Annotated in this window: 19 protein-coding genes and 2 pseudogenes; 16 read left to right on the top strand and 5 right to left on the bottom strand. The window is 42.5% G+C overall.

Annotated features, from left to right (window positions below):
• The 10 genes and pseudogenes from FC60_RS08050 to FC60_RS08005 form a co-directional block, all read left to right on the top strand.
• Positions 1–271: pseudogene (locus FC60_RS08050) on the top strand (HrcA family transcriptional regulator); the annotation flags it as partial.
• A gap of 9 nt (positions 272–280) precedes the next feature.
• Positions 281–841, top strand: coding sequence for a nucleotide exchange factor GrpE (gene grpE, locus FC60_RS08045; protein ID WP_056937882.1), 561 nt, complete (start codon positions 281–283; stop codon positions 839–841).
• Positions 842–873: 32 nt separating this feature from the next.
• Positions 874–2724: a molecular chaperone DnaK gene (dnaK, locus tag FC60_RS08040; RefSeq protein ID WP_056937881.1), complete on the top strand. Its 1851-nt coding sequence runs from the start codon at positions 874–876 to the stop codon at positions 2722–2724.
• Between the two features lie 85 nt (positions 2725–2809).
• Positions 2810–3955: a molecular chaperone DnaJ gene (dnaJ, locus tag FC60_RS08035; RefSeq protein ID WP_056937880.1), complete on the top strand. Its 1146-nt coding sequence runs from the start codon at positions 2810–2812 to the stop codon at positions 3953–3955.
• A 111-nt stretch (positions 3956–4066) separates the two neighbouring features.
• Complete coding sequence (lepA, locus tag FC60_RS08030; protein WP_056937879.1) at positions 4067–5902, top strand: translation elongation factor 4; 1836 nt, start codon at positions 4067–4069, stop codon at positions 5900–5902.
• Positions 5903–6212: 310 nt separating this feature from the next.
• Positions 6213–7646, top strand: coding sequence for a cytochrome ubiquinol oxidase subunit I (locus FC60_RS08025; RefSeq protein WP_056937878.1), 1434 nt, complete (start codon positions 6213–6215; stop codon positions 7644–7646).
• Positions 7647–8666: a cytochrome d ubiquinol oxidase subunit II gene (cydB, locus tag FC60_RS08020; RefSeq protein WP_056937877.1), complete on the top strand. Its 1020-nt coding sequence runs from the start codon at positions 7647–7649 to the stop codon at positions 8664–8666.
• Between the two features lie 3 nt (positions 8667–8669).
• Positions 8670–10397, top strand: coding sequence for a thiol reductant ABC exporter subunit CydD (gene cydD / locus FC60_RS08015; protein WP_056937876.1), 1728 nt, complete (start codon positions 8670–8672; stop codon positions 10395–10397).
• Positions 10390–12138 (top strand): thiol reductant ABC exporter subunit CydC, encoded by a 1749-nt coding sequence (gene cydC / locus FC60_RS08010; RefSeq protein WP_056937875.1) that lies wholly within the window; start codon positions 10390–10392, stop codon positions 12136–12138. Before cydD ends, cydC begins: the two co-directional genes overlap by 8 nt.
• Before the next feature lie 79 nt (positions 12139–12217).
• On the top strand, positions 12218–13129 hold the full coding sequence (locus tag FC60_RS08005; protein WP_056937874.1) for a prenyltransferase: 912 nt from the start codon (positions 12218–12220) through the stop codon (positions 13127–13129).
• A 49-nt stretch (positions 13130–13178) separates the two neighbouring features.
• Here the strand turns inward: FC60_RS08005 and FC60_RS09705 are convergent.
• Both FC60_RS09705 and FC60_RS08000 read right to left on the bottom strand, forming a co-directional pair.
• Positions 13179–13589, bottom strand: a pseudogene (locus FC60_RS09705) (NAD(P)/FAD-dependent oxidoreductase); the annotation flags it as partial.
• A 1-nt stretch (position 13590) separates the two neighbouring features.
• Positions 13591–14437: NAD(P)/FAD-dependent oxidoreductase (locus FC60_RS08000; protein ID WP_235806103.1), on the bottom strand; the 847-nt coding region annotated here is incomplete at its 3' end.
• 188 nt (positions 14438–14625) lie between these two features.
• On the opposite strand from FC60_RS08000, the gene FC60_RS07995 reads away from it, so the two are divergent.
• A complete protein-coding gene (locus FC60_RS07995; protein WP_056937873.1) occupies positions 14626–15993 on the top strand; it encodes a glutamate--cysteine ligase in 1368 nt (455 codons plus the stop codon).
• A 61-nt stretch (positions 15994–16054) separates the two neighbouring features.
• Here FC60_RS07995 and trxA read toward each other — a convergent pair whose 3' ends face one another.
• Positions 16055–16372, bottom strand: coding sequence for a thioredoxin (trxA, locus tag FC60_RS07990; RefSeq protein ID WP_056937872.1), 318 nt, complete (start codon positions 16370–16372; stop codon positions 16055–16057).
• Positions 16373–16521: 149 nt separating this feature from the next.
• Between trxA and FC60_RS07985 the strand changes: the two genes are divergently transcribed.
• On the top strand, positions 16522–17100 hold the full coding sequence (locus FC60_RS07985; RefSeq protein ID WP_056937871.1) for a hypothetical protein: 579 nt from the start codon (positions 16522–16524) through the stop codon (positions 17098–17100).
• A gap of 185 nt (positions 17101–17285) precedes the next feature.
• Here the strand turns inward: FC60_RS07985 and FC60_RS07980 are convergent, their stop codons facing one another.
• Positions 17286–17957 carry a DUF554 domain-containing protein gene (locus FC60_RS07980; protein ID WP_056937870.1) on the bottom strand — a complete coding sequence of 224 codons (672 nt, stop codon included), beginning with the start codon at positions 17955–17957 and terminating at the stop codon, positions 17286–17288.
• Between the two features lie 75 nt (positions 17958–18032).
• Entirely contained in the window at positions 18033–19259 is a 1227-nt protein-coding gene (locus FC60_RS07975) for a CPBP family intramembrane glutamic endopeptidase (RefSeq protein ID WP_056937869.1), read from the bottom strand.
• Between the two features lie 197 nt (positions 19260–19456).
• On the opposite strand from FC60_RS07975, the gene thiD reads away from it, so the two are divergent.
• The 4 genes from thiD to FC60_RS07955 all read left to right on the top strand — a co-directional run.
• The gene (gene thiD, locus FC60_RS07970; RefSeq protein ID WP_056937868.1) at positions 19457–20269 is read left to right on the top strand and encodes a bifunctional hydroxymethylpyrimidine kinase/phosphomethylpyrimidine kinase; all 813 of its coding nucleotides are present in this window, start codon (positions 19457–19459) and stop codon (positions 20267–20269) included.
• Between the two features lie 86 nt (positions 20270–20355).
• Positions 20356–21186 (top strand): glycosyltransferase family 8 protein, encoded by an 831-nt coding sequence (locus FC60_RS07965; RefSeq protein ID WP_056937867.1) that lies wholly within the window; start codon positions 20356–20358, stop codon positions 21184–21186.
• Positions 21187–21411: 225 nt separating this feature from the next.
• On the top strand, positions 21412–22131 hold the full coding sequence (gene pxpB / locus FC60_RS07960) for a 5-oxoprolinase subunit PxpB (protein ID WP_056937866.1): 720 nt from the start codon (positions 21412–21414) through the stop codon (positions 22129–22131).
• A partial coding sequence (locus FC60_RS07955) for a 5-oxoprolinase subunit C family protein (protein ID WP_162252187.1) occupies positions 22124–22766 on the top strand: 643 nt, incomplete at its 3' end. The genes pxpB and FC60_RS07955, both read left to right, overlap by 8 nt.

The following is a 22766-nucleotide window of genomic DNA, read 5'->3' as shown; positions in this document are numbered from 1 at the left end:
CGATCAAATGGCCGCTATTTTAGATCAGCCTAATCAAAATAGTCATGACATTCAAGTGCGGATTGGTCAAGAAATTGCTGGTGATCAAATGCTTGATCATTACAGCTTGATCACCGCTAAGTATAATGTTGAAGGCTATGGGCAAGGGTTGATTGCGGTGTTAGGGCCAACCCGAATGTCCTATTCTAGAACGATCGGGTTAGTCGATGCATTTCGACGGGAGTTAGCAAAACGATTACTTGATCAGTATCATCACTACCATGATTCTTAGGAGGCACGAATGGCAAAAGAAGAACAAACGCAAGATCAATCAACGCAAGCGCCAGCGGATGAAGTTGAAACGACGACCGAAGCCAGCGAACAAGTTGAGGATCAAGTTGTTGAATTAAGTCAACAAGTCGCGGATTTACAAGCGAAACTTTCAGAAGCCGAAGACAAGGAATTGCGAGCACAAGCTGAAATGCAAAACATGTCGAAGCGGATGAAAAAAGAACAAGCGCAACTATTGAAGTATGAAGGTCAAGACTTGGCTAAATCTTTATTGCCGGTCTTGGATAACTTGAAGCGGGCGTTGGCCATTGAAGTCACCGATGAAAATGGTCAACAACTTAAAAAGGGAATTCAAATGGTGCACGATCATCTTGAAACGGCCTTAAATGACCATGACGTGCATGAAGTTGATGCTTTAAATCATCCATTTGATCCTAATACTCAACAAGCGGTCCAAACCGTCCCTGCCCAAGAGGGCCAGGAACCAGAAACCGTGGTTGAGGTCCTGCAAGCAGGTTATACCTTGCATGATCGGGTCTTACGCCCGGCCATGGTAGTTGTTTGTCAATAAAATCGAAATAAAACTCAAAGAGGGAATTAAATATGGCAAGTAATAAGATTATTGGAATTGATTTGGGGACGACTAACTCTGCCGTCGCCGTAATGGAAGGTAGCGAACCAAAGATTATCACCAACCCAGAAGGGGGACGGACAACGCCATCAGTTGTTTCTTTTAAAAATGGTGAAATCCAAGTTGGGGAAGTGGCCAAGCGTCAAGCAATCACTAACCCAAACACGATTAAGTCAATTAAGTCACACATGGGTGAAGAAGGTCACACGGTTGAAATCGAAGGGAAGGAATACACTCCACAACAAATTTCGGCCATGATTCTTCAATACATCAAGAAGTATGCCGAAGATTACATTGGTGATACGGTTTCTGAAGCCGTTATTACGGTTCCAGCATACTTCAACGATGCCCAACGACAAGCCACGAAAGATGCTGGGAAGATTGCGGGCCTTGATGTTAAGCGGATTATTAACGAACCAACGGCTTCTTCATTAGCTTACGGTTTGGATAAGACCGATCGAGATGAAAAGATCTTAGTTTATGACCTTGGTGGTGGGACCTTCGATGTTTCCATTCTAGAATTAGGGGATGGGGTCTTTGAAGTTCTGTCAACTAATGGTGATACACACCTTGGTGGGGATGACTTTGACCAAAAGATTATTGATTGGTTAGTGGATGAATTCAAGGCTGAAAACGGCATTGATTTATCACAAGACAAGATGGCTTTACAACGGTTAAAGGATGCCGCTGAAAAGGCCAAGAAGGATGTTTCAGGGGTTCAAGAAGCACAAATTAGTTTACCATTCATCACTTCAGGCGATAATGGTCCTTTGCACTTGGAAACGACCTTAACGCGGGCTAAGTTTAACCAATTAACGAATGATCTGGTAGAACGCACGAAGCAACCAGTTCTTAACGCCATGAAGGATGCTGGTTTATCATTTAGTGATATTGACGAAGTGATCCTTAACGGTGGATCAACGCGGATTCCAGCGGTTCAAGAAATGGTTAAGGAATTAACTGGCAAGGAACCAAACCACTCAATTAACCCGGATGAAGCGGTGGCCTTAGGGGCAGCGATCCAAGGTGGGGTCTTGACTGGTGATGTTAAGGATGTTGTCTTGCTTGACGTTACGCCACTTTCCCTTGGGATTGAAACGATGGGAGGCGTCTTTACGAAGTTAATTGATCGGAACACGACGATTCCAACTTCCAAGAGCCAAGTCTTCTCAACGGCCGCAGACAATCAACCAGCCGTAGATATTCATGTCTTACAAGGTGAACGGCCAATGGCGGCTGACAATAAGACCCTTGGTAACTTCCAATTAACGGATATTCCACCTGCACCACGTGGGGTTCCTCAAATCAAAGTAACCTTTGATATTGACCGGAACGGGATTGTGAATGTTTCCGCAGAAGATCAAGAGACTCATAAGAAGCAAAACATTACGATCAAGTCTAATTCTGGTTTGACAGATGAAGAAATCGAACAAATGAAGAAGGATGCAGAAGCTAACGCCGAAGCTGACAAGAAGCGGAAGGAAGAAGCTGACTTGCGGAATGAAGTTGATCAATTAATCTTCCAAACTGACAAGGTTCTTGATGAAATGAAGGACAAGGTCTCAGAAGATGACTTGAAGAATGCCCAAGACGCTAAAGATGCTTTGAAGAAGGCCCAAGAAGATAACGACTTAGATGCGATGAAGGAAAAGAAGGATGATTTAAACAAGATTGTCCAAGATCTTTCCGTAAAATTGTACCAACAAGCTCAAGATGCTAATCAAGCAGCTGGTGGTGACGCTCAAGGTACTGACGATAACAAGTCAAATGATGGCAATACTGTCGATGGTGACTTTGAAGAAGTTGATCCAGATAAGAAGTAGTTGTTTCCTTTTCGGTGACCGATTAAATTTAAATTAACCTAAAAGGCTGAGTTAATTCCCAGCCTTTTGTGCTAGAGGAGAACTGATGGCAGAGAAAGATTATTATGAAACTCTTGGTGTCGATAAAGATGCATCGGAACAGGATATTAAGCGAGCTTTTCGGAAGTTAGCTGCCAAATATCATCCGGATGTAAATAAGGAACCAGGAGCCGAAGAAAAATTTAAAGAGATTAATGAGGCTTACGAAACCCTGAGTGATCCTCAAAAGCGGTCCCAATATGATCAATTTGGTTCGGCTGGACCGCAAGGATTCGGTGGCGGTCAAGGAGGTTTCGGTGGCTTTGGCGGTGGGGCACAAGGTGGCTTCAGTGACTTTAGTGATATTTTCGGTGACCTCTTTGGTGGGGGCCGAGCTCGTCGTGACCCTACCGCTCCCGAACCTGGGCGAGATCTTCAATATACGATGACTCTGGATTTCATGGACGCCGTTTTTGGGAAAGAATCGCAAATCAAGTATAACCGGGAAACCAATTGTGATGTTTGTCATGGTTCTGGGGCGAAACCAGGGAAATCAGCCCATACCTGTTCGCAATGTCACGGGACCGGATACATTGTGACCCAACGTCAAACTATGATGGGGGTTATGCAATCGCAACAGGTTTGTCCAACTTGTGGTGGGACGGGTCAAGAAATTGATCCGGCCGATCGTTGTGATAAGTGTCACGGGGTTGGTCATATTCAGGAACGTCATGAAGTTAAGGTAACCATCCCGGCCGGGGTTGACGATGGTCAACAACTGCGTTTACAAGGGCAAGGTGAAGTTGGGAAAAATGGTGGACCTTACGGTGACCTTTACATTGTTTTCCGGGTTACCCCAAGTCGGGACTTCAAACGGGATGGTACCACGATTTATGTGGAAGAGGACATTACTATTCCCCAGGCTACCCTGGGTGATAAGATTCAGGTTAAAACGGTCCATAGTAATGTCGAATTAAGCATTCCGGCCGGAACCCAATCGGAAACTGATTTCCGCTTACGGGGGAAAGGTGTGCCGATTCTTCATGGTAATGGGAATGGTGATGAATACGTAAAAGTTCACGTCAAAACGCCAAAGAAACTTAATAAGCGTCAACGAGAAGCCATGATGGCTTTTGCCGAAGCCAGTGGTGAAGAAGTTGAAGGCGTAAAAGGTGGTTTCTGGGAAAAATTGAAAGATGCCTTTGAAGAATAATAAATTAGCTGGTGAAGAGCTTTGCTTCCCAGCTTTTTTGTTTGGTTTGAAAGTCATCTTGGGGATTGATATACTGGTAAGTAGCATTACACGTAGAAAGTAGGGACGCTAATGGATTTAGCAGCAATGAAGGAACGCCAGCAACGAATCCGAAATTTTTCGATTGTTGCCCATATTGATCATGGTAAATCAACTTTAGCTGATCGAATCTTAGAAATGACGGATTCAATCAGTAAACGGGAGATGAAAAATCAGATTCTCGATGATATGGAGTTGGAACGCGAACGGGGGATCACGATTAAGTTAAATGCCGTTGCTTTAACTTACCATGCTCAAGATGGTGAAGATTACATTTTTCATCTTATCGATACCCCAGGACACGTTGATTTTTCGTACGAGGTTTCCCGTTCTTTAGCCGCTTGTGAAGGAGCTATTTTGGTGGTTGATGCCACCCAGGGGGTCGAGGCTCAGACTCTAGCGAATGTTTATTTAGCCTTAGATAATGATTTAGAGATTTTACCGGTTATCAATAAAATTGATTTACCTTCTGCCGATGCCGAGGGGACCAAGGCGCAAATCGAAGAAGAAATTGGTCTGGATACTTCAGAAGCTGTTGATATTTCCGCGAAAAGTGGCTTAGGGGTAGATCAAGTTTTAGAAAAGATCGTGCAAGATATTCCGGCGCCTACTGGTGATCTAGAAGCTCCCTTAAAAGCTTTGATTTTTGATTCCAAGTACGATGATTATCGCGGAGTGGTTTTATCAGTCCGGGTCTTTGAAGGGACTGTCAAAAAAGGCGATCAAATTAAGTTTGTGAACAGTGGCGCCGAATATGAAGTCGCTGAGGTTGGGATCAACTCTCCGAAACCTTTAGCCCGTGATCTCTTAATGGCGGGCGATGTGGGGTATATTACGGCCTCTATTAAGGACATTAAAGATGCTCGGGTTGGGGATACTATTACGGCAGCTAATAATCCTGCACCAGAAGCTTTGCATGGTTATCGGCAAATGCAGCCAATGGTCTATGCCGGACTTTATCCAACTGATAATGCCAAGTTTAACGATCTGCGTGAAGCCCTTGAAAAACTCCAATTAAATGACGCCTCTTTAACTTTTGAACCCGAATCGTCCCAAGCATTAGGTTTTGGTTTTCGGTGTGGTTTCTTAGGCATGTTACATATGGACGTGATTCAAGAACGTTTGGAACGGGAATTTAATCTTGATTTGATTACAACCGCCCCATCTGTTACCTACCACGTCTATCAACATGACGGTGAGATGCTCGAAGTTGAAAATCCAGCCGAAATGCCGGATGTCACCTTGATTAAGTCGATTGAAGAACCCTTTGTGAAGGCTTCGATCATGGTACCGAATGATTATGTCGGTGCGGTTATGGAACTTTGCCAACGAAAACGGGGCCAGTTTGATACGATGGAGTATCTTAGTGACACCCGGGTGAACGTAATTTATCATATTCCACTTGCCGAAATCATTTACGATTTCTTTGATCGGCTCAAGTCGAGTACGCGGGGCTATGCTTCCCTTGATTATGAAATTGATGATTATCGGCCAAGTGATTTAGTTAAAATTGATATTCTCTTGAATGGTGATCGGGTAGATGCCCTTAGTTTCATTAGTCACCGGTCCTTTGCGGAAGAGCGGGGCCGTGAAATTGCTTCAAAACTGAAGAAAATTATTCCACGGCAAAACTTTGAGATTCCAATTCAAGCCGCGATTGGTTCCAAAATTATTGCTCGGACGAACATTAAGGCTTATCGAAAAGATGTGACGGCTCGGATCCATACCGGTGATCCAGATCGCCGGGCCAAACTACTTGATAAGCAAAAGCGGGGAAAAAAACGGATGAAAGCGGTCGGGAGAGTTGAAGTTCCCCAGGCAGCCTTTATGGCCGTTTTGCAAACGGATGAAGAAATCGATCAAAAGTAATTGAAATCAATTGAAGAGACTTAAAGTGCTCCATAGTAAGACGACTATGGGCACTTTTTATTTTGTCCAAATAACGGTGCCTAAATTGGAAGTGCTTACGATAAAACAGCGATTTAATATGCTTTTAAAATAATGCAACCATATATAATTGCACTTATTTTCACAATTAGTGGTCTAATCACCTGATTTTAGGGAGAAAATCGTAAATTTATATTAAGTTTTGATTGAAAGTGACATGGTATCATTGTAGAATAAAGGTGTAATAAAGCATGTTTATCATTTGATAAACGAAATCTAGGAGGTTGGAACAATGTCAATTGTGACACTTGCCAGATTCCAATTCGCAATGACAACCGTCTTTCACTTCTTTTTCGTTCCCTTTTCTATTGGGACAGCGTTTGCGATTGCAATTATGGAATCGATGTATGTTCATACCAAAAATGAGACATACAAAAAAATGGCTCGTTTCTGGGGAAATATTTTCTTATTAAGTTTCGCTGTCGGGGTTATGACTGGTTTAATTCAAGAATTCCAATTTGGGATGAACTGGTCTGATTATTCACGGTTTATGGGGGATATCTTTGGGGCACCATTAGCCTTTGAAGCTTTAGTAGCCTTCTTTATGGAGTCAACTTTCATTGGTTTATGGACCTTTACCTGGGATCGGGTTAAGCCAGGTTTGCATTCTCTCTTTATTTGGTTAACAGCGATTGGATCCATGATTTCCGCTCTTTGGATTTTAACAGCCAACTCATTCATGCAACATCCGGTTGGCTATTCCATTAAAAATGGTCGGGCGGTAATGACTGACTTTGGAGCCTTGTTAAAGAACCCACAGCTTTGGTTTGAATATGGTCACGTTGTCTTTGCAGCCTTAATGATGGGTGGGACGATCGTGGCTGGTTTGACGGCCTTCCAATTACTTAAAAAGCAATCACTATCTAGCAAAGCTAAGGACCTATACAAAAAGTCCATGCGGCTAGGGTTAATTTTAATGTTAATCTTTGGTGCTTTAACCGTTGCCTGGGGTGACATGCAAATGAAATACTTGGTTAAGGAACAACCAATGAAGTTTGCCGCTGCTGAAGGGGTAGTTACTACTACCGGGAAGCATGCCCCTTGGACGATCGTTGGTGTATATGATACAAAGACTCATGAATCAAAGGGGAACCTTGACATTCCATACGTTTTGTCGATTTTAACTTACGACAAGACCTCTGGTTCTGTAAAAGGGATGAAGGAAATCAATGCCCAACTTGAGAAAAAGTATGGGACAAAGATTGATAATCAAAAGATCTCATACTATCCACCAGTTAACACGGTTTTCTATAGTTTCCGGATTATGGCCGCAGTTGGTGGTTGGATGATGCTAGTTTCGATCGTTGGTCTCTTCTTATCACGGAAGAAGGCAGAAACCTTGTACAAGCATAAGTGGACCTTATGGGTTATAGCGCTAACGACCTTCGTACCATTTATTGGGAATACTGCTGGTTGGTTTGTGACTGAGTTTGGCCGGTTCCCATGGACCGTGTATGGCTTATTTACCATCCAACAAAGTGTGTCACCAAATGTATCAGTTGCGTCATTATTAACATCGAATGTTGTTTACTTCTTACTCTTTACTTCCTTAGCAATTGTGATGATTTACCTAGTGGTACGGCAACTTCGTAAAGATCCAATGTCCATGGATCAACCACAATTCGCTGAGAAGATCTTGGATCCATTTGATAAGGGGGCCTTTTAAATGACAATTTTACAATTAATTTGGTTCCTATTATTAGCTGTTCTATTTTCGGGCTTCTTCTTCCTTGATGGTTTCGATTATGGGGTTGGTATGGCCGTCCATACTCTGGCTGATAACGAAGGAGAACGGGATCAAATTATTCACTCAATTGGACCGGTCTGGGATGGAAACGAAGTTTGGCTAATCACTGCTGGGGGAGCAATGTTTGCCTCGTTCCCGTTCTGGTACGCATCACTTTTTAGCGGTTACTACTTAGTCTTCTTGTTAATTTTAGTCGGTTTGATTTTACGAGGTGTTTCCTTTGAATTCCGGGCTAAAAGTGCAGCTAAAGGGAAGGTTTTCTGGGGATGGATGTTAACGCTTGGTAGTACGATGGTTCCCTTCCTCTTCGGGATGTTATTTATTTCTATGATCCACGGGATGCCAATTGATGCTAATGGTAACTTCCATGCTGGATTCTTTGACTATGTAAATATCTTCTCTGTTGTTGGGGGAGTAGCAGTTACACTCTTGTCGTATCTTCACGGTTTAAACTATATTGCCTTAAAGACCGTCGGTGCGATCCGTGATCGGGCTAAAAACTATGCGAAGTTCTTATATTGGGTTCTTTACCTTGGTTTAGTGGTCTTTGCCCTTTTACTAATCTTCCAAACCGATTTCTTAAGTGTTCATCCAGTTGGCACTTTGGTTTGTTTAGTATTAGTCGTCTTATTTGCTCTATTGGCCCACATCGCCTTATTCAAGGACAATGAAATGTTGGCCTTTATTATGAGTGGTTTAACAATGGTTGGGGTTGTGGCTTTGATCTTTACTGGATTGTATCCACGGGTATTGATTTCAAGCATCAGTCCAAAATATGATTTATTAATTCAAAGTGCGTCATCTTCAGAATATACTTTGACGGTAATGACGATTGCCGCGGTCTGCATTTTACCATTCGTGCTGGCCTACATCATTTGGACTTATTGGATTTTCCGGAAACGGATTGCCATGCCGGTAGCCCAACCAGTGGAGGAATAATTTATGATTGATCGTCTTATGTTTAAATTGACGGGAATCAGACAATTAATGGGGAAGCTTGTGGGACTATATGTCCTACAGGCTTTTCTTGTCATTGGTCAGTCACTTTTTCTGAGTTATTTCTTAGTGCGGTTATGGCGAGGACATCAAGTGCTAGCTGAGTGGCCTTGGTTAGCTTGGTTTGTTGGGTGCTATCTGGCCCGGCATGCCTTAAATTGGCTTGCTAGTCGCTGGTTAGATGATTATGCACGCCAGACGGTTCGTCAAATGCGGCAATCATTATTGGCCAAGCTTTTTGTTTTGGGTCCGCAAGTTGTTCAACGAGAAGGAACCGGGAATATGGTGACCTTGGCTTTGGATGGCATCAGTCAAGTTGAGGAATACATTACCTTAGTTTTTTCTAAGATGATTAACATGATGATTGCCCCAATCTTGATTCTGATTGTGACCTTTTATCTTGATCTAACGTCGGGAATTGTTATGGTGATCGTCTATCCCTTAATCATTCTATTCTTTATTATTCTTGGCTTAGCAGCTCAAGCGCGGGCTGATCGTCAATTTGAAACTTTCCAACTGCTTTCAAATCACTTTATTGATTCTTTACGGGGCATTGATACCTTAAAATATTTTGGCTTAAGTAAGCCTTATTCCAAGTCGATCTATCGTTCTAGTGAGAATTTCCGTTTATCAACCATGGCAACCTTACGAATTGCCATGACTTCAACTTTTGCCTTAGATTTCTTTACCACCTTATCAATCGCAATGATGGCAGTATTTCTAGGTTTCAAACTGATTGATGGAGAGATTGGGCTTTTTCCGGCTTTGGGAATTTTAATTATGGCACCAGAATATTTCCTGCCACTACGGAATTTTGCTAATGACTACCATGCAACTTTAAACGGAAAGAATTCCTTCCAAAAGATTATGGCTATCATTAATGAGCCCAGTCCCGAAACCAGTTCGGCCAAGCTGCACAGCTGGTCAGCTAGTGATCAATTACAAATTGATCAGGTTGCCTTTCAATATGGTGATGATGGGGCACAATTAAAACCGCTTTCCTTTACGACTCGCGGATATCAAAAGATCGGCATTATTGGGATGAGTGGTTCGGGGAAAACGACCTTAATCAATCTCTTAAGTGGCTTTTTACCACCAAGGGCCGGCCAATTTGTTGTCCAAGACCAGGCAATGTCGACAATGGATGAAAGTACTTGGCGTGAACAAATTACTTATATCCCGCAAAGTCCGTATCTATTTGATGATACTTTACGAAATAATATTGCCTTTTATACCCCAGATGCTAGTGACGAGCAGATTCAAGAAGCGGTTAAAGTAGTAGGCTTGACAGACCTAGTTGATGAATTACCAGAAGGTTTGGAGACGATGATTGGGACTGGAGAACGGGCCTTGAGCGGGGGACAGGCCCAACGGATTGCTTTGGCACGGGCCTTTCTTGATCAATCGCGAAAGGTAATGATTTTTGACGAACCGACGGCCCACCTAGATTTAGAAACGGAAATTTCTTTAAAAGAAGCGATGCTGCCTTTGATGAAAGATCATTTGGTCTTCTTCGCAACTCACCGACTTCACTGGATGCGGCAAATGGATTACATTTTAGTCATGGATCACGGTCAATTAGTCGAGCAAGGGACTTATGATGAGTTAATAGCTAATCAGGGCTCATTTGTAAAACTAGTTAATCAAATGAAAGGAGGGGGAACCGATGCATAAAATTCCATTATTAAGTGCTTTAAAAAAAGATCGTTGGGTGAAACCTTTCTTAACCCATTACAAACGTACCTTATATTTAGCCATTGGCTTAGGAATTTTAACCTTTATCTGTGCTGGTGGGTTGATGTTTGTATCGGGCTATCTGATTAGCAAATCGGCTACCCATCCTTTTAATATCTTGGCAGTCTATGTACCCATTGTCATTACCCGTGGATTTGGGATTTTTCGACCAGTCTTTCGGTACGCTGAACGCCTAACCAGTCATAATTGGGTCTTTAAGATGACTTCCGAGTTTCGGAAGAAAATGTACGATTCGCTAGAACAAGATGCTGTCTTCTTTAATAGCAAATATCGGCTAGGGGATATCTTAGGTTTATTATCAGAAGACGTTGCCCACATTCAAAACCTCTATTTACGGACGATTTTTCCTGAATTCGTGGCCATCGGCTTATATTTGTTAATCGTGGTGGCCTTAGGAATCCTTTCTTGGTGGTATGGATTAGTGATGCTGCTTTTGCTGGGCGTGATCATGGTGGCGATTCCTTTCTGGTCAGTGGTGGTAAACGGTGCGAAACAAGAAGCCGAGAAGCAACTTAAAAATGACTTGTACCAGGATCTAACTGATAATGTAATGGGGATCACTGACTGGGTCTTTGCTAACCGGGGTGAAGAATATGTCCGTCAACATATAGCTGATGAAGATAAGTTATACCGAATTCAGGAATCGTTGAATCGTTTTAATCAAATGCGGACCTTCTTAATTGAAGTGTGGTTTTTATTAATTGCGATTAGTCTAGCCTTATGGGGAGTAGCGCAATTTGGTGGTCACTATGGTGGTTCCGCCAACTGGATTGCTGCTTTTGTCCTCGCAACTTTTCCTTTGGTTGAGGCTTTTGCTGGCTTGCCAGCGGCTGCGCAAGAATCCAATATCTATGTGGATTCGATTGATCGATTAAATCAATTACCAGCCGTTGCGAATACGAAACCGGCACCCGTTGAGTTAACGGGGCCCTATGACTTGGAAGTCCAAGATGTTCATTATACTTATCCTGAAACGACCAAGGAAGTGCTCAAGGGAGTTACCATCAATCTACAAGCGGGCCAAAAGTTGGCTATTTTAGGCCGATCCGGTTCAGGGAAGAGCACTTTAGCCGCCTTGTTACGTGGTGATCGGAAACCAACTCATGGTAAGATTACTCTAAATGGGATACCAACTAGTGAATTCGGTGATGAAATGGCCGATTACATTGGGGTCATTCAACAACAGCCTTACTTATTCCATACGACTTTACTAAATAATTTACGGATCGGGAATGAAGGGGCGAGCGAAGCCGAAATATGGGATGTTTTAGCTCGGGTTGGTCTTAAAGAAACAATTGCTCAATTACCAGATGGTTTACAGACCATGGTGGATGAAGCTGGCCTGCGTTTCTCAGGTGGGGAGCGTCACCGCTTATCCTTGGCCCGGATTCTGTTAAAGGATGTCCCTATTGTAATCTTAGATGAACCGACAGTTGGCTTGGATCCAATTACGGAACAAGCAGTGATTGATACCTTCTTTAAACAGTTAGAAGGAAAGACCATCATTTGGATTACGCATCATTTACAAGGAATCGAAGCAATGGATCGGGTGATCTTTATTGAAGATGGTCAACTTGAAATGGATGGAACTCCGCAAGCATTAATGAAAACTAACGAACGCTATCGACGATTGAAACTAATCGATGCCGGGGAGTTATAAAATTAAAAACCACCGCGGATTAAAATCCAAGGTGGTTTCTTTGTGTCAGTCCGTTATAATCAAGGGGAGGGGGATACAGATGACATTAAAAGTATTTTTAGAATTAGTAGAAATTAAAGCCAAGACCGCTAGTATATTACCGTGTTTATTAGGCTTCTGTTTTGCTTGGTATCATTATCAACGCTTTGAATGGTTACCAGCACTGGTCTTTTTCGTGGCCATGGTGCTTTTCAATATGGCCGTGGATATGCTGGATAATTATCATGATTTTGTTCATGCGGTCGATACTGAGGATTATCAGCAGAATACCAATATCATTGGTCGTGAATCCTTATCAGCTCAACAAATCTTAAAGGCTTTAATCGTGTTAGTAGTGATAGCCGGCATTTTAGGCTTATGGCTAGTCTATTTGGTGGGACTCCCAGTTTTATGGATGGGGATTTTCTGCTTTGCGATTGGCTTTTTATACTCCTCAGGGCCTTTTCCTATGTCTGGATTGCCAGTTGGGGAATTCTTTTCTGGCTTCACAATGGGTGTGATGATTACCTTGATTAGCGTCTATGTCAATACTTTTTCAGTCTTTACATGGTCCTGGTCTAATTTATTATCAATTTGGGCGGTGGCTTTGGCCAATGAGTTATGGATTTCGAATTTGTTATTAACCAATAATATTTGCGATGCTAAAGAAGATGAAGATAACCATCGTCATACGATCATTCATTTTATCGGAATCCGTGCTGGTTTATGGGCCTTTGCGATTAAAAATGCCTTGGCCTTAATGGCGATTGCCATAACTGTATTAATCGGTTTACAACCATGGACCGTTTTAGCAACTTGGTTATTGATTCCCTTTATTATTCAGCAAACGCGCTTACTCTTTCAAAAACAGGTCAAAAAAGAAACTTTTTCAACAGCCGTCAAGATTCTCTTTTTTGGTTCCTTAACCCAAGTGATAACTTTTGCGCTGGGAATTTTATTGGAAATTAGTTAAGTAAAAGGAGATTGAGAAGAATTTCTTCTCAATCTCCTTTTAAGATATCCTAGTGATATAAATCGAAGCGGCCTTTTTTCATTACTTCACGGAAACCACCAACCCGGAAGAGGGATTCATTGGCGATCATTTTCTTCGTTGCCGAAGCCATGTACCCACGAACTTCATGCCCCATTGCTTCACCAAAGGCATGCGTATTACCAACCGAAGCAACAGTTCCTAGAGACTTATAAGTAAATGGAGTCGTTAGATGTTGACCATTCGTCAGACGACTGGCAAGGTCGTTTGCCACGTATTTCCCCATTCCCAAAGCAATTTGCGCGGTAGTAGGGTAAGGACGATTTCCATCAGGTGGCATTACCGCTGCCACATCACCGATTAAGTAGATATTATCATGATCATTATCGGTTAGATGTTCGCTTGGGATCACACGTCCCCGACGGGCACTAAAGCCAGCTTCNGGATCACACGTCCCCGACGGGCACTAAAGCCAGCTTCATCAATGATTGGGCTCCCGCTAACCCCGGTCGTCCAAATGATCGTTTTAGCTTCCATCGTGCTGGTAACAGCATCTTCGGGATCACCTTGTTGGAATTCGACTTGTCCATCATCAACTTTGGTGATTCGTGCGCCAGTAACTAGGTTAACGCCGAAACTTTTGACCAAATTAATTCCATAAGTAGCTAATTTCTCACTAAACATCGGTAGTAAATGAGTGGAAGCTTCAATTACATTAATTTTGATGTCAGATGGTTGGACACCAGCCCGGTCGGCTAAGTTTTTACGAGCATCGTTAAGGGCCCCGACTAATTCAATTCCAGTAAAGCCAGCCCCACCAATGACAATGTTTAAATAGGATGGATCTTGATTTTCTTGATACTTATCCATCATTGCTAGGAGGTGTTGGTGAATTGCTTCGGCTTCTTTCAGAGTTGCCATTGGTAAAGCATGTTCGTCAACTCCAGGAATACCAAAGCTTTCGGAAACAAAGCCTAAAGCGCAGACTAAATAATCATAAGTTAAATCTTTATGGTCAGCTAATTTAACCGTTTGGTTGGCTAAATCTAACGCAGTCACTTCATCTTGAATGAAAGTGGTAACGCTTGGTTTAACGACATCAGCGATTGGATAGCTGATGTCACTAGGTTTTTTCGTCCCGGCAGCTACTTCGTGTAAGTCAGTAGCCTCATAGTGATAATTATTGCGGTCAACTAGAGTCAGTTTGACATCACCTTTAACCCGCTTTTGTAATTCGTGAACAACCTTTAAGCCGGCATATCCAGCCCCCAAAATAACAACATGTTTCATGATATGAACTCCTTATGGCTATTTTTAATCTAACCACATTATACCATTTTATCGGTAAAAATGACATTTATTCACTAATCATATGATAAATAGTTAGAAATATCTAAAATTAGAAAATGATGAGGTTTATTCTAGTCAAATGCCGATAGATACGTTAATATATTTACAATAAACGAAGAGGTGGGCCTATGTTTAGTCGAATTGGACAAATTATCTTTGATCATGAAGCTGTATTGGAAGCTTCAGATTTTAAAATGGGGATTGAAATCGAAATGAACCGGGTTGATAAACGGGGCCATTTAAGTCGCGAACCATACCCGGCGGCCGTTGGTGATCAAGCCCAAAATCCATGGTTAACTAATGATTTTCTCTCGACAATGTCAGAAATTGTGACACCAGCAGCTGACAATGCGACTGATGCCATGCATTATTTATATAGTATTAATACGGCTCTACGGACGGCCTTGGCTCCTGGCGAGTATCTTTGGCCCATGTCAATGCCGCCGATTTTACCTGATGATCCTCATGATTTGCCAATTGCAGCGACCACGCCAGAAAAGCGGGAGTATTTTGATCATTGGCTAGAACGTCATCGGCCGTCGGAGGGAACTCCCCAAGGGGCTCATATTAATTTGAGCATCAATCAAAATGTTATTAAGCTCTTAAGTCAGGAACTGGCTCTATCGGAAAAGGCGGTTAAAAACCACCTTTATAAAACCTTAGCACAAGGCTTTATTCGCTATCGCTGGGTGATTACATATCTATTTGGCGCCTCTCCAGTTGCTGAAGCTAATTTTTATGGTCCAGATCAACAGCCCTTTGATCATCCAGTTCGCTCCATTCGGCAGAGTCATCGTTATGGATTGGGAAACGATTTTATCGCCGATTACACTTCGGTCGAAACGTACGCCCGAAAGATTCAAGAAGCCGTGGATGCTGGTGAATTATTGAAACCTACTGATTATCATGGCAGTGTGCGCTTTAAGGGCGCCGATGAAATGAAAGACTTGGCTATAGAAGGGGCAAAGTATCTGGAGTTGCGGATGTTAGATCTAGATCCAACGAGTTCGATTGGAATTCGAACGGGGACGATTCGCCCTATTCGCCTATTAGCCGGCTACTTTTTGATGAGTCCGGCGATTAACGATCGCGATGTTAATGACGTTTTAAAACGAGCGGATCAAATGAATGGAGAAGTAGCCGAAGAAATGCCGACTGAGCGGACTCAATATTATGAAGAGGCCCGGGCATTTATCGAACGCTTACAACAATTTGTTAATCAAATTCAAGCAGGTCCTGAATACCAAGAGATTCTCTATGATTTTGAATATCGGATTAATCATCCTGAGACGACACCGAGTGGTCGCTTAGTTGAAAAATTACACAATGGATCACTGGTCGATTATGCCATGCGCAAAGCCATTAAATATCAAGAGGGGGCGCAACAAGCCCTGAAACCTTTCCATGGCTTTGAAGAAAATAATGGTAACCTATCGGCTGACTTGTTAGCTAAAGAACTTTTTGGTGGCAGTTGGCGGGTAAATTATCACGAGTAAAAAATGAGGGTGGGAAGAAATGTCAATTGACATTCCTTTCCACCCTCATTTATGAAGCAATTTAGGCGAGGGCGTCTTTTAAAGCACCATCTAACACATCCTTGCTTTGTAAACCAATAAATTTATTAATTAATTCGCCATCTTTAAATAATAATAAAGTCGGAATTGATTGGATCCCAAATTGGGTCGCTAATTCTTGATTACTATCAACGTCAACCTTACCAACTTTGGCTTGATCACTGTATTCTTCGCTTAATTTTTCAACAATTGGACCTTGCATCCGACAAGGGGGACACCAAGTCGCCCAAAAATCGACTAGGGTCACGCCATCTTTGATTGTCGTTGCGAAAGTATCCGTAGTAATGGTTTGTGCTGGCATCATCAGCACCTCCTTTTTGTATTACCATGATTATCTACGATCATGAAAATAGGGTCAAGCAAAGTGACTTGTTTGAAATAAGGTAGAATTTATGATGATTATTTGCTACAATGACAAATTGGAATGATATTTATACAGGAGACAATGAAATGATCTTTTTTGGGATTTTAATTGTAGCAATCGCCATCTACGCCATTATGTATGTGATGCAAATTCGGGACTTTCGGAAAAATGGGGTGCATCCCGTTAGTCGTCCTCGGGTCGTAACCACCTGGATTTTGCTTTTGGTGATGATTTTTAGCTTGAGTGGGGGAATTATCAGCTTGACCTCAGGTGGATCCGATGAAATTGCCACTTCGGCTTTGAAGCACATTACCAAAAAGAAGTCATCTTCATCTAGCAAGAAGGATAAAAAGAGTTCTTCGTCATCATCAGAAGTTGAATCGACTAGCGATGAAACTAGCTCAACCACGACGAGTGCCACTTCAACTACTTCTACTAACAACAATAATGACGATAGTGATTCTAACTCGACGACAACAACCAACAATCAAACTACTTCGAATAATGGTGGCACCTCGACGACTACAGGTCGGACAAGCAGTAATACTAACGCCACTGCCGGCAACAGTAATACCAATACAACGACGACTACAAACAATACTGTAACCTACACGCCAGTACAACCGTCGACAAGTTACACACCAGTTACCACCATCCCTGAATAATAAAGAAGAGAGTGGGAAGAAATGATGATTAACATTTCTTCCCACTCTCATTTTTTGATCACACTTGTAATTACGGTCAAAAAGCGCTTCCCACGAACCTAACTACGAACTCACATCGGTCCATTCTGTACCAATATTCGTGTTAGTCCGATGGGGCGCTTTATGCTTTTTTCCCAGCTTTTCTTTTATATAAACAAGAAATAAATCATTGGGACCAACAAGGACGGTAGCATGTCTACCGTTTTAAATTCGCGAATCTTTAGTAAGGACAAGCCACCGGCCATCACCAGGAAACCGCCGACGACCGACATTTCAACAACCAATGAATTGGAAAAGTAAGAAGCCGACAAATACTTGGTGACAAAGTAAATAAAGCTAAACCAAATGAAGATAATCGGGGTTTCAAGAATCATCCCCAGACCAAAGCTAGTTCCAAAGATGATGCCACAAACTAGGGTTAACATGGCGTTAGTATAGAGCATAGTTTGATTCCCATTGGTGGCAGCGGTGACCGGTCCTAAAATGGCCAAAGCCCCAATACCGTCTAAAAAGGAAGCCGTCGCCACCCCTTCACCCAGATGAGATTGGAAGTGACGATCAATCCAGCCCGTAGCCCGATCATTCAAATTAAAGAAGGTCCCTAAAGGAATCCCAATAGCCAGACTAAAAATAAATAAGAGGGGATAGTGACTCTTATTCATGTTATTAACAACGGTTTGAATACCCACCCCTAAGGCTAAGAGACCTAACGATTGCCAAAGGGCATCAATATATTTATCATTTAAGCGGCGTTTAAAAAGCCAGCCGATCAGGGTGCCGACAATAATGGCGATCACATTCGCCCAAATTCCGATCATAATTGTACCTCCGTATCACAAATATCAATGTTAGCATAGAAAAAAGGCTTGATCAAACAGATCAAGCCGCTAGGGTTAAAAATTCATTTTATAGTCAAAATGTTGATTGGTTCCCGAAAGATGGTCGGCATGTCGTTGCATTACTAAGCGATTCTTCCCAACTAATAACCACCATAACGGACTAGCAAAGATGAGCACTAAAATGGTGATGGTAATTAAGCTAGCTGAACTAACGGTTGCAGTGGAAACAATTCCGTGGCTGATCACAAAGCTAGGAAAATCAACTAGAAAATGGAACAAAATTGTTAACCATAGTTGACCAGTATATAAATAGACGCAAGCAAATAATAGGCCGAGTCCAAAAGCAAAGGCAACTTGCAAGAGGGTGGTCCCAATAGGTTGGAGCCGCAAGTTAATGAAGTGCATGCCGCCAAAAATTAGGGAAGAAATCAAGAGTGACCAGGCAATCCGTCCCCGATGATTTTTTAGAGCACCAAGCAAAACCCCGATTAAACCAAAGCGAAAAATAACTTCCTCACTGATTCCGGCACGTAAAGCAGTTAATAAGAATAATTTATTAATACCGAGCTCATGAAAATTAAAAGTCATCAATTTATGCAAGACTTCCTGATAATCAGGCGTTGCTGAAATTAGGCTAATATAGATCAGAGGAATCAAGATCAAAAGCAAAACGATCCACCAGCGCGTTCCTTCTTGGTAGCGCGGGGCAATGCCGGGCCATGAGAGGTGCCAAGTTCGCATAGCAACGACAACCAATAAGAAGAGGGCTAGCGAAAAGATAAAGCCACTTTCGATCATCCATTGGTAAATCATTGGGCCTGCATAGCGTGGGGGAAAGACAAAGCGGGGCATAAATAAGATGATGTAAAACCAATATAATAAGAAGATAATCCGACTAATTGGATTAGTGAAATGTTTAGCGACCGTCCCGGCAAAAGGAATGAACATAATAATGTAGATAATAAAGGATAAAGAAATTACTCCCCGGACAGCTAAACCAGTATGGACAATGATTTGGCGCGTCACAATCGCCCAGACGAGAATTAAAGCAATCGGTTGAATAATCGCCTTTAACCAATTCATGATAATGGTTAACCATTGGGGTTTGCGTTTCACAAAGTCACCCATTAGGGAAAGCACGAAGAAGATGCCGACCGTGATGACAAAGGCGGATAATTGAATGGTGTGGACAGTTTCCCAAATGGCAATCACGACTATGAAGAAGAGGGTGATGCCAAGGTGAGCGTAATGCCAGATTTTTAAATAATCATTTCCAGACATTGCGAGCTCCTTTCAAGCAATAATAATCTAATTATAACATATAAATAATCATTCGCGACAAAGAATCCGAACGTAAATTCGTTATTCATAGTCCTATTAATCGTATCGATACAATTTCGATAAAATCAGGTTGATTCTCATGGTATTTTAATTCTCATGCTATAATGGGCCCATCAAAAACGATGGAGGACAAGGAAATGACACAATATGTTCAAGCTTTGACGATCGCCGGGCACGATTCGGATGGTAGTGCCGGGATGCCGGCGGATTTACACGCTTTTTTTATTGATCAGGTCTATGGAATGGGGATTATGACCGCTGTAGTTTCGGGAAATTCATACGGGATTACCCAGCAACAATTAATGCCAACGGACTTTATTAAGGAGCAATTTAAGGTGTTAGCGGCCGATTTTGAAATTAAAGCTGCGAAAACGGGGATGTTAGGCACCATCGACATCATTAACACGGTGGCAGATTGCTATGACCTTCAACACTTTGGCAAATTAGTGGTCGATCCAGTGATTATTACCAAACATGGGGTTATGTTACTGGAACAAGCGGCTTATGAAGCCTTTCGGGAGAAGATTGTGCCCTTAGCAGAAGTAATTACGCCGAATTTCTTTGAAGCACAAAAGTTAGCTGAAATGGAAATTAAAACTGATGCCGATATGGTCACCGCTGCTCATCGTTTACAAGATTTGGGGGCTAAAAACGTGGTCATAAAGGGGCAACACGAAGCCGGGTGGACCGGTCCAGTCAAAGATTTACTATTAAAGGCTGATGGTAGTCAGCAATGGTTCGCGGAAGAATATGTTGAAACCACTCATATTAATGGGACCGGGGATACCTACTCGGCTATTATTGCGGCGGAATTAGCAAAAGGTAACGATGTTGAAACAGCGGTTCAAAAGGCCAAACGGGTTGTTCATGCGGCGATTGCAAATGAAATTGCCGTGGGTCACAAATTTGGTCCAATTAATCATTGGGCCGGTCAAAATGCCTTGAAATAGGATCCAAGCTAGGAAAGTTTTTCCTGGCTATTTTATTGTTTAATCGTGGTCATCTCCTTTATAATATTTTTCAAGGAGGCAGGCAGATGAACCTTTTATTTTCAATTGATGATCGCTTTGTGGACCAACTAGCCACGGTACTCACTTCAATTGCTGAAAACACCAATGCCGAGGACTTCCAGGTCTATGTGATTGCGGACCATCCCCTGGAAGCTAGTGCGAAATTAGCCACATACTGTGAACAGTTAGAGATGACCTATCATCCGATCGTGATTGATCCGCAAGATTTTGCGCAAGCCCCTATTACCGATCGTTATCCAACGACGATTTATTATCGACTCTTGGCTTACAAGTATTTGCCAGCCGATTTGGACCGGATTTTATATTTAGATGCGGATGTTCTATGCATTAACGATTTACAGTCCTTCTACCAAATGGATTTATCGCATCATCTCTATGCTTCAGCGATTCATACGGCCTTGACCAATACGACGGATGTAATCAATAAGATTCGTTTGCAGAATTTTGATGCCGACGGTTATTATAATTCGGGCGTTCTCTTGATGAACCTAGAGTTAATCCGCCAACGGGTTAAAGAAAAAGATGTTTTCAATTATATTGAAGAAAATCGCTTAGTACTTTTACTACCGGATCAAGACGTGTTAAATGCCCTTTATGGCGATCAAATCAAGTCGGTTCCAGATGAGCTCTATAATTTTGATGCTCGTAAGGGACGAACTTATGAGACAATCAGTTTTGGCGAGTGGACTCTGGATTGGGTGATGAAACATACCGTCATTTTGCATTATTGTGGTCGCGATAAACCATGGCTGCCTAATAAAAATACGGGTCGCTATACCGCCCTATATAAACACTATTACAATTTAACTTTACGCCGTTTAGCATCCTTGCAATAGGGGTGCTTTTTTGATTGGAAAAGAAAAAATGCTTTATCATTTTCGAAATTTTCAAAAGTTAATCTTAACTTGTCATAATAATTTGCAATCATAAGTTAATAATCTTAATTAAAAATTATTAAAATCTATCAAAAAACCCGATATAAAGCGATTTCTAACTAAAATTGACTTTAGAAAATCATTAAAATAACATTAGGATACTAACTTTTCTTAAGGAGGTCGTACATGGATAAGCCAAATTATCAATTAATTCCTTTGGGTGATCAAGCCATTATGGTCCAAATGGCTGATCAAATTGATCCACAGGAGAATCAACGGCTGCAAGCGATCGCTCGACTCATCTCTGGTCCGGAAATCCTCGGGATTGTCCCAGCCTACAGTACCTTAACGGTCAATTTCGATGCCCAACAAACGACAATGGCGCGAATGATGGACCGCCTTGATGAAGTAATCCAGCAATCATTGCAAATGGAGTTACCGCCGGCAAAGACCTGGTTAATTCCGGTCTCGTATGGCGGAGAATTTGGACCGGATCTCGGGGATGTGGCAGACTTTGCCCAAATTAGTCCGGCAGATGTTATCAAGCGTCATACCGACATCGACTATTTGATTTATTTTCTCGGCTTTTTACCCGGTTTTTCCTATATGGGCAGTGTTGATCAACAAATTGCCATGCCCCGGTTAGCAACACCACGACTATCAATTCCGGCAGGAAGCATTGGGATTGCTGGTCAACAAACGGGTTTTTATCCAGTGACTTCACCAGGAGGTTGGCGGTTGATTGGGCAGACCCCGATCCAACTTTACGATCCTCAATCCCCCCAATCCTTCTATCAAGCCGGTGATTATGTCCGCTTTGTCCCAGTGAATCAGCGCGAATTTAAGCAAATTCAAGACGCCGCGGAACGCGATCAATATCAAGTCGAGGTGATTGACCATGCCTGAAATGAGAATTATTCATCCTGGTCCTTTTACGACCGTCCAAGATCTCGGGCGGACCCAGTCACAAGTGGCCGGTTTTCCGGCGAGTGGTGTTTTGGATCGTCAAGCGGCAGAAATTGGCAATGCGCTCGTGAATAATCGGGATGAAGCCGCCGTGTTGGAAATTTTTTTGCAAGGACCGACGATATACTTTACGCATGCTACTTATATTGCTTTAACGGGTGCCCAGCTGGTGGCTACGCTTGATGGACATACCATTCCCATGTATCAATGCCAACGCGTCCAAGCCGGTCAAATTTTGACCATCGGCCAGCTTCAAGCCGGTCAAGTTGCCTATCTAGCCGTAAGTGGCGGTGTCAGGGTGCCCCGGGTCCTTGGTAGTCGATCCACCACAACTCGGATCCAATTAGGTGGCTTAAACGGGCGGATACTAGAAAGTGGTGATCGTTTGCCGGTCATGCAAAGTGAATTAATGCCGGCCTATTACCATCGGTCCACCGCAGCCTTGGCATTACCAGATCTTGTGGCGCCATTAAGGTTACGGATCTTAAAAGGTCCCCAGTGGTCTTGGTTTAACCAGGCAACCCAAGATCAGTTTATCAATAGTCAATATGAGGTCACCAAAGATGCCGATCGGA

It is taken from the genome of Limosilactobacillus gastricus DSM 16045, from assembly GCF_001434365.1.
Classification (GTDB): Bacteria; Bacillota; Bacilli; order Lactobacillales; family Lactobacillaceae; genus Limosilactobacillus; species Limosilactobacillus gastricus.
Note: the sequence above shows the minus strand (reverse complement) of the source record. Positions and strands in the feature narration are given on the sequence as shown.

Coding starts and splice junctions, on each gene's coding strand:
- grpE (WP_056937882.1), top strand. CDS start 281: ATGGCAAAAGAAGAACAAACGCAAGATCAATCAACGCAAGCGCCAGCG.
- dnaK (WP_056937881.1), top strand. CDS start 874: ATGGCAAGTAATAAGATTATTGGAATTGATTTGGGGACGACTAACTCT.
- dnaJ (WP_056937880.1), top strand. CDS start 2,810: ATGGCAGAGAAAGATTATTATGAAACTCTTGGTGTCGATAAAGATGCA.
- lepA (WP_056937879.1), top strand. CDS start 4,067: ATGGATTTAGCAGCAATGAAGGAACGCCAGCAACGAATCCGAAATTTT.
- FC60_RS08025 (WP_056937878.1), top strand. CDS start 6,213: ATGTCAATTGTGACACTTGCCAGATTCCAATTCGCAATGACAACCGTC.
- cydB (WP_056937877.1), top strand. CDS start 7,647: ATGACAATTTTACAATTAATTTGGTTCCTATTATTAGCTGTTCTATTT.
- cydD (WP_056937876.1), top strand. CDS start 8,670: ATGATTGATCGTCTTATGTTTAAATTGACGGGAATCAGACAATTAATG.
- cydC (WP_056937875.1), top strand. CDS start 10,390: ATGCATAAAATTCCATTATTAAGTGCTTTAAAAAAAGATCGTTGGGTG.
- FC60_RS08005 (WP_056937874.1), top strand. CDS start 12,218: ATGACATTAAAAGTATTTTTAGAATTAGTAGAAATTAAAGCCAAGACC.
- FC60_RS07995 (WP_056937873.1), top strand. CDS start 14,626: ATGTTTAGTCGAATTGGACAAATTATCTTTGATCATGAAGCTGTATTG.
- trxA (WP_056937872.1), bottom strand. CDS start 16,372: ATGCCAGCACAAACCATTACTACGGATACTTTCGCAACGACAATCAAA.
- FC60_RS07985 (WP_056937871.1), top strand. CDS start 16,522: ATGATCTTTTTTGGGATTTTAATTGTAGCAATCGCCATCTACGCCATT.
- FC60_RS07980 (WP_056937870.1), bottom strand. CDS start 17,957: ATGATCGGAATTTGGGCGAATGTGATCGCCATTATTGTCGGCACCCTG.
- FC60_RS07975 (WP_056937869.1), bottom strand. CDS start 19,259: ATGTCTGGAAATGATTATTTAAAAATCTGGCATTACGCTCACCTTGGC.
- thiD (WP_056937868.1), top strand. CDS start 19,457: ATGACACAATATGTTCAAGCTTTGACGATCGCCGGGCACGATTCGGAT.
- FC60_RS07965 (WP_056937867.1), top strand. CDS start 20,356: ATGAACCTTTTATTTTCAATTGATGATCGCTTTGTGGACCAACTAGCC.
- pxpB (WP_056937866.1), top strand. CDS start 21,412: ATGGATAAGCCAAATTATCAATTAATTCCTTTGGGTGATCAAGCCATT.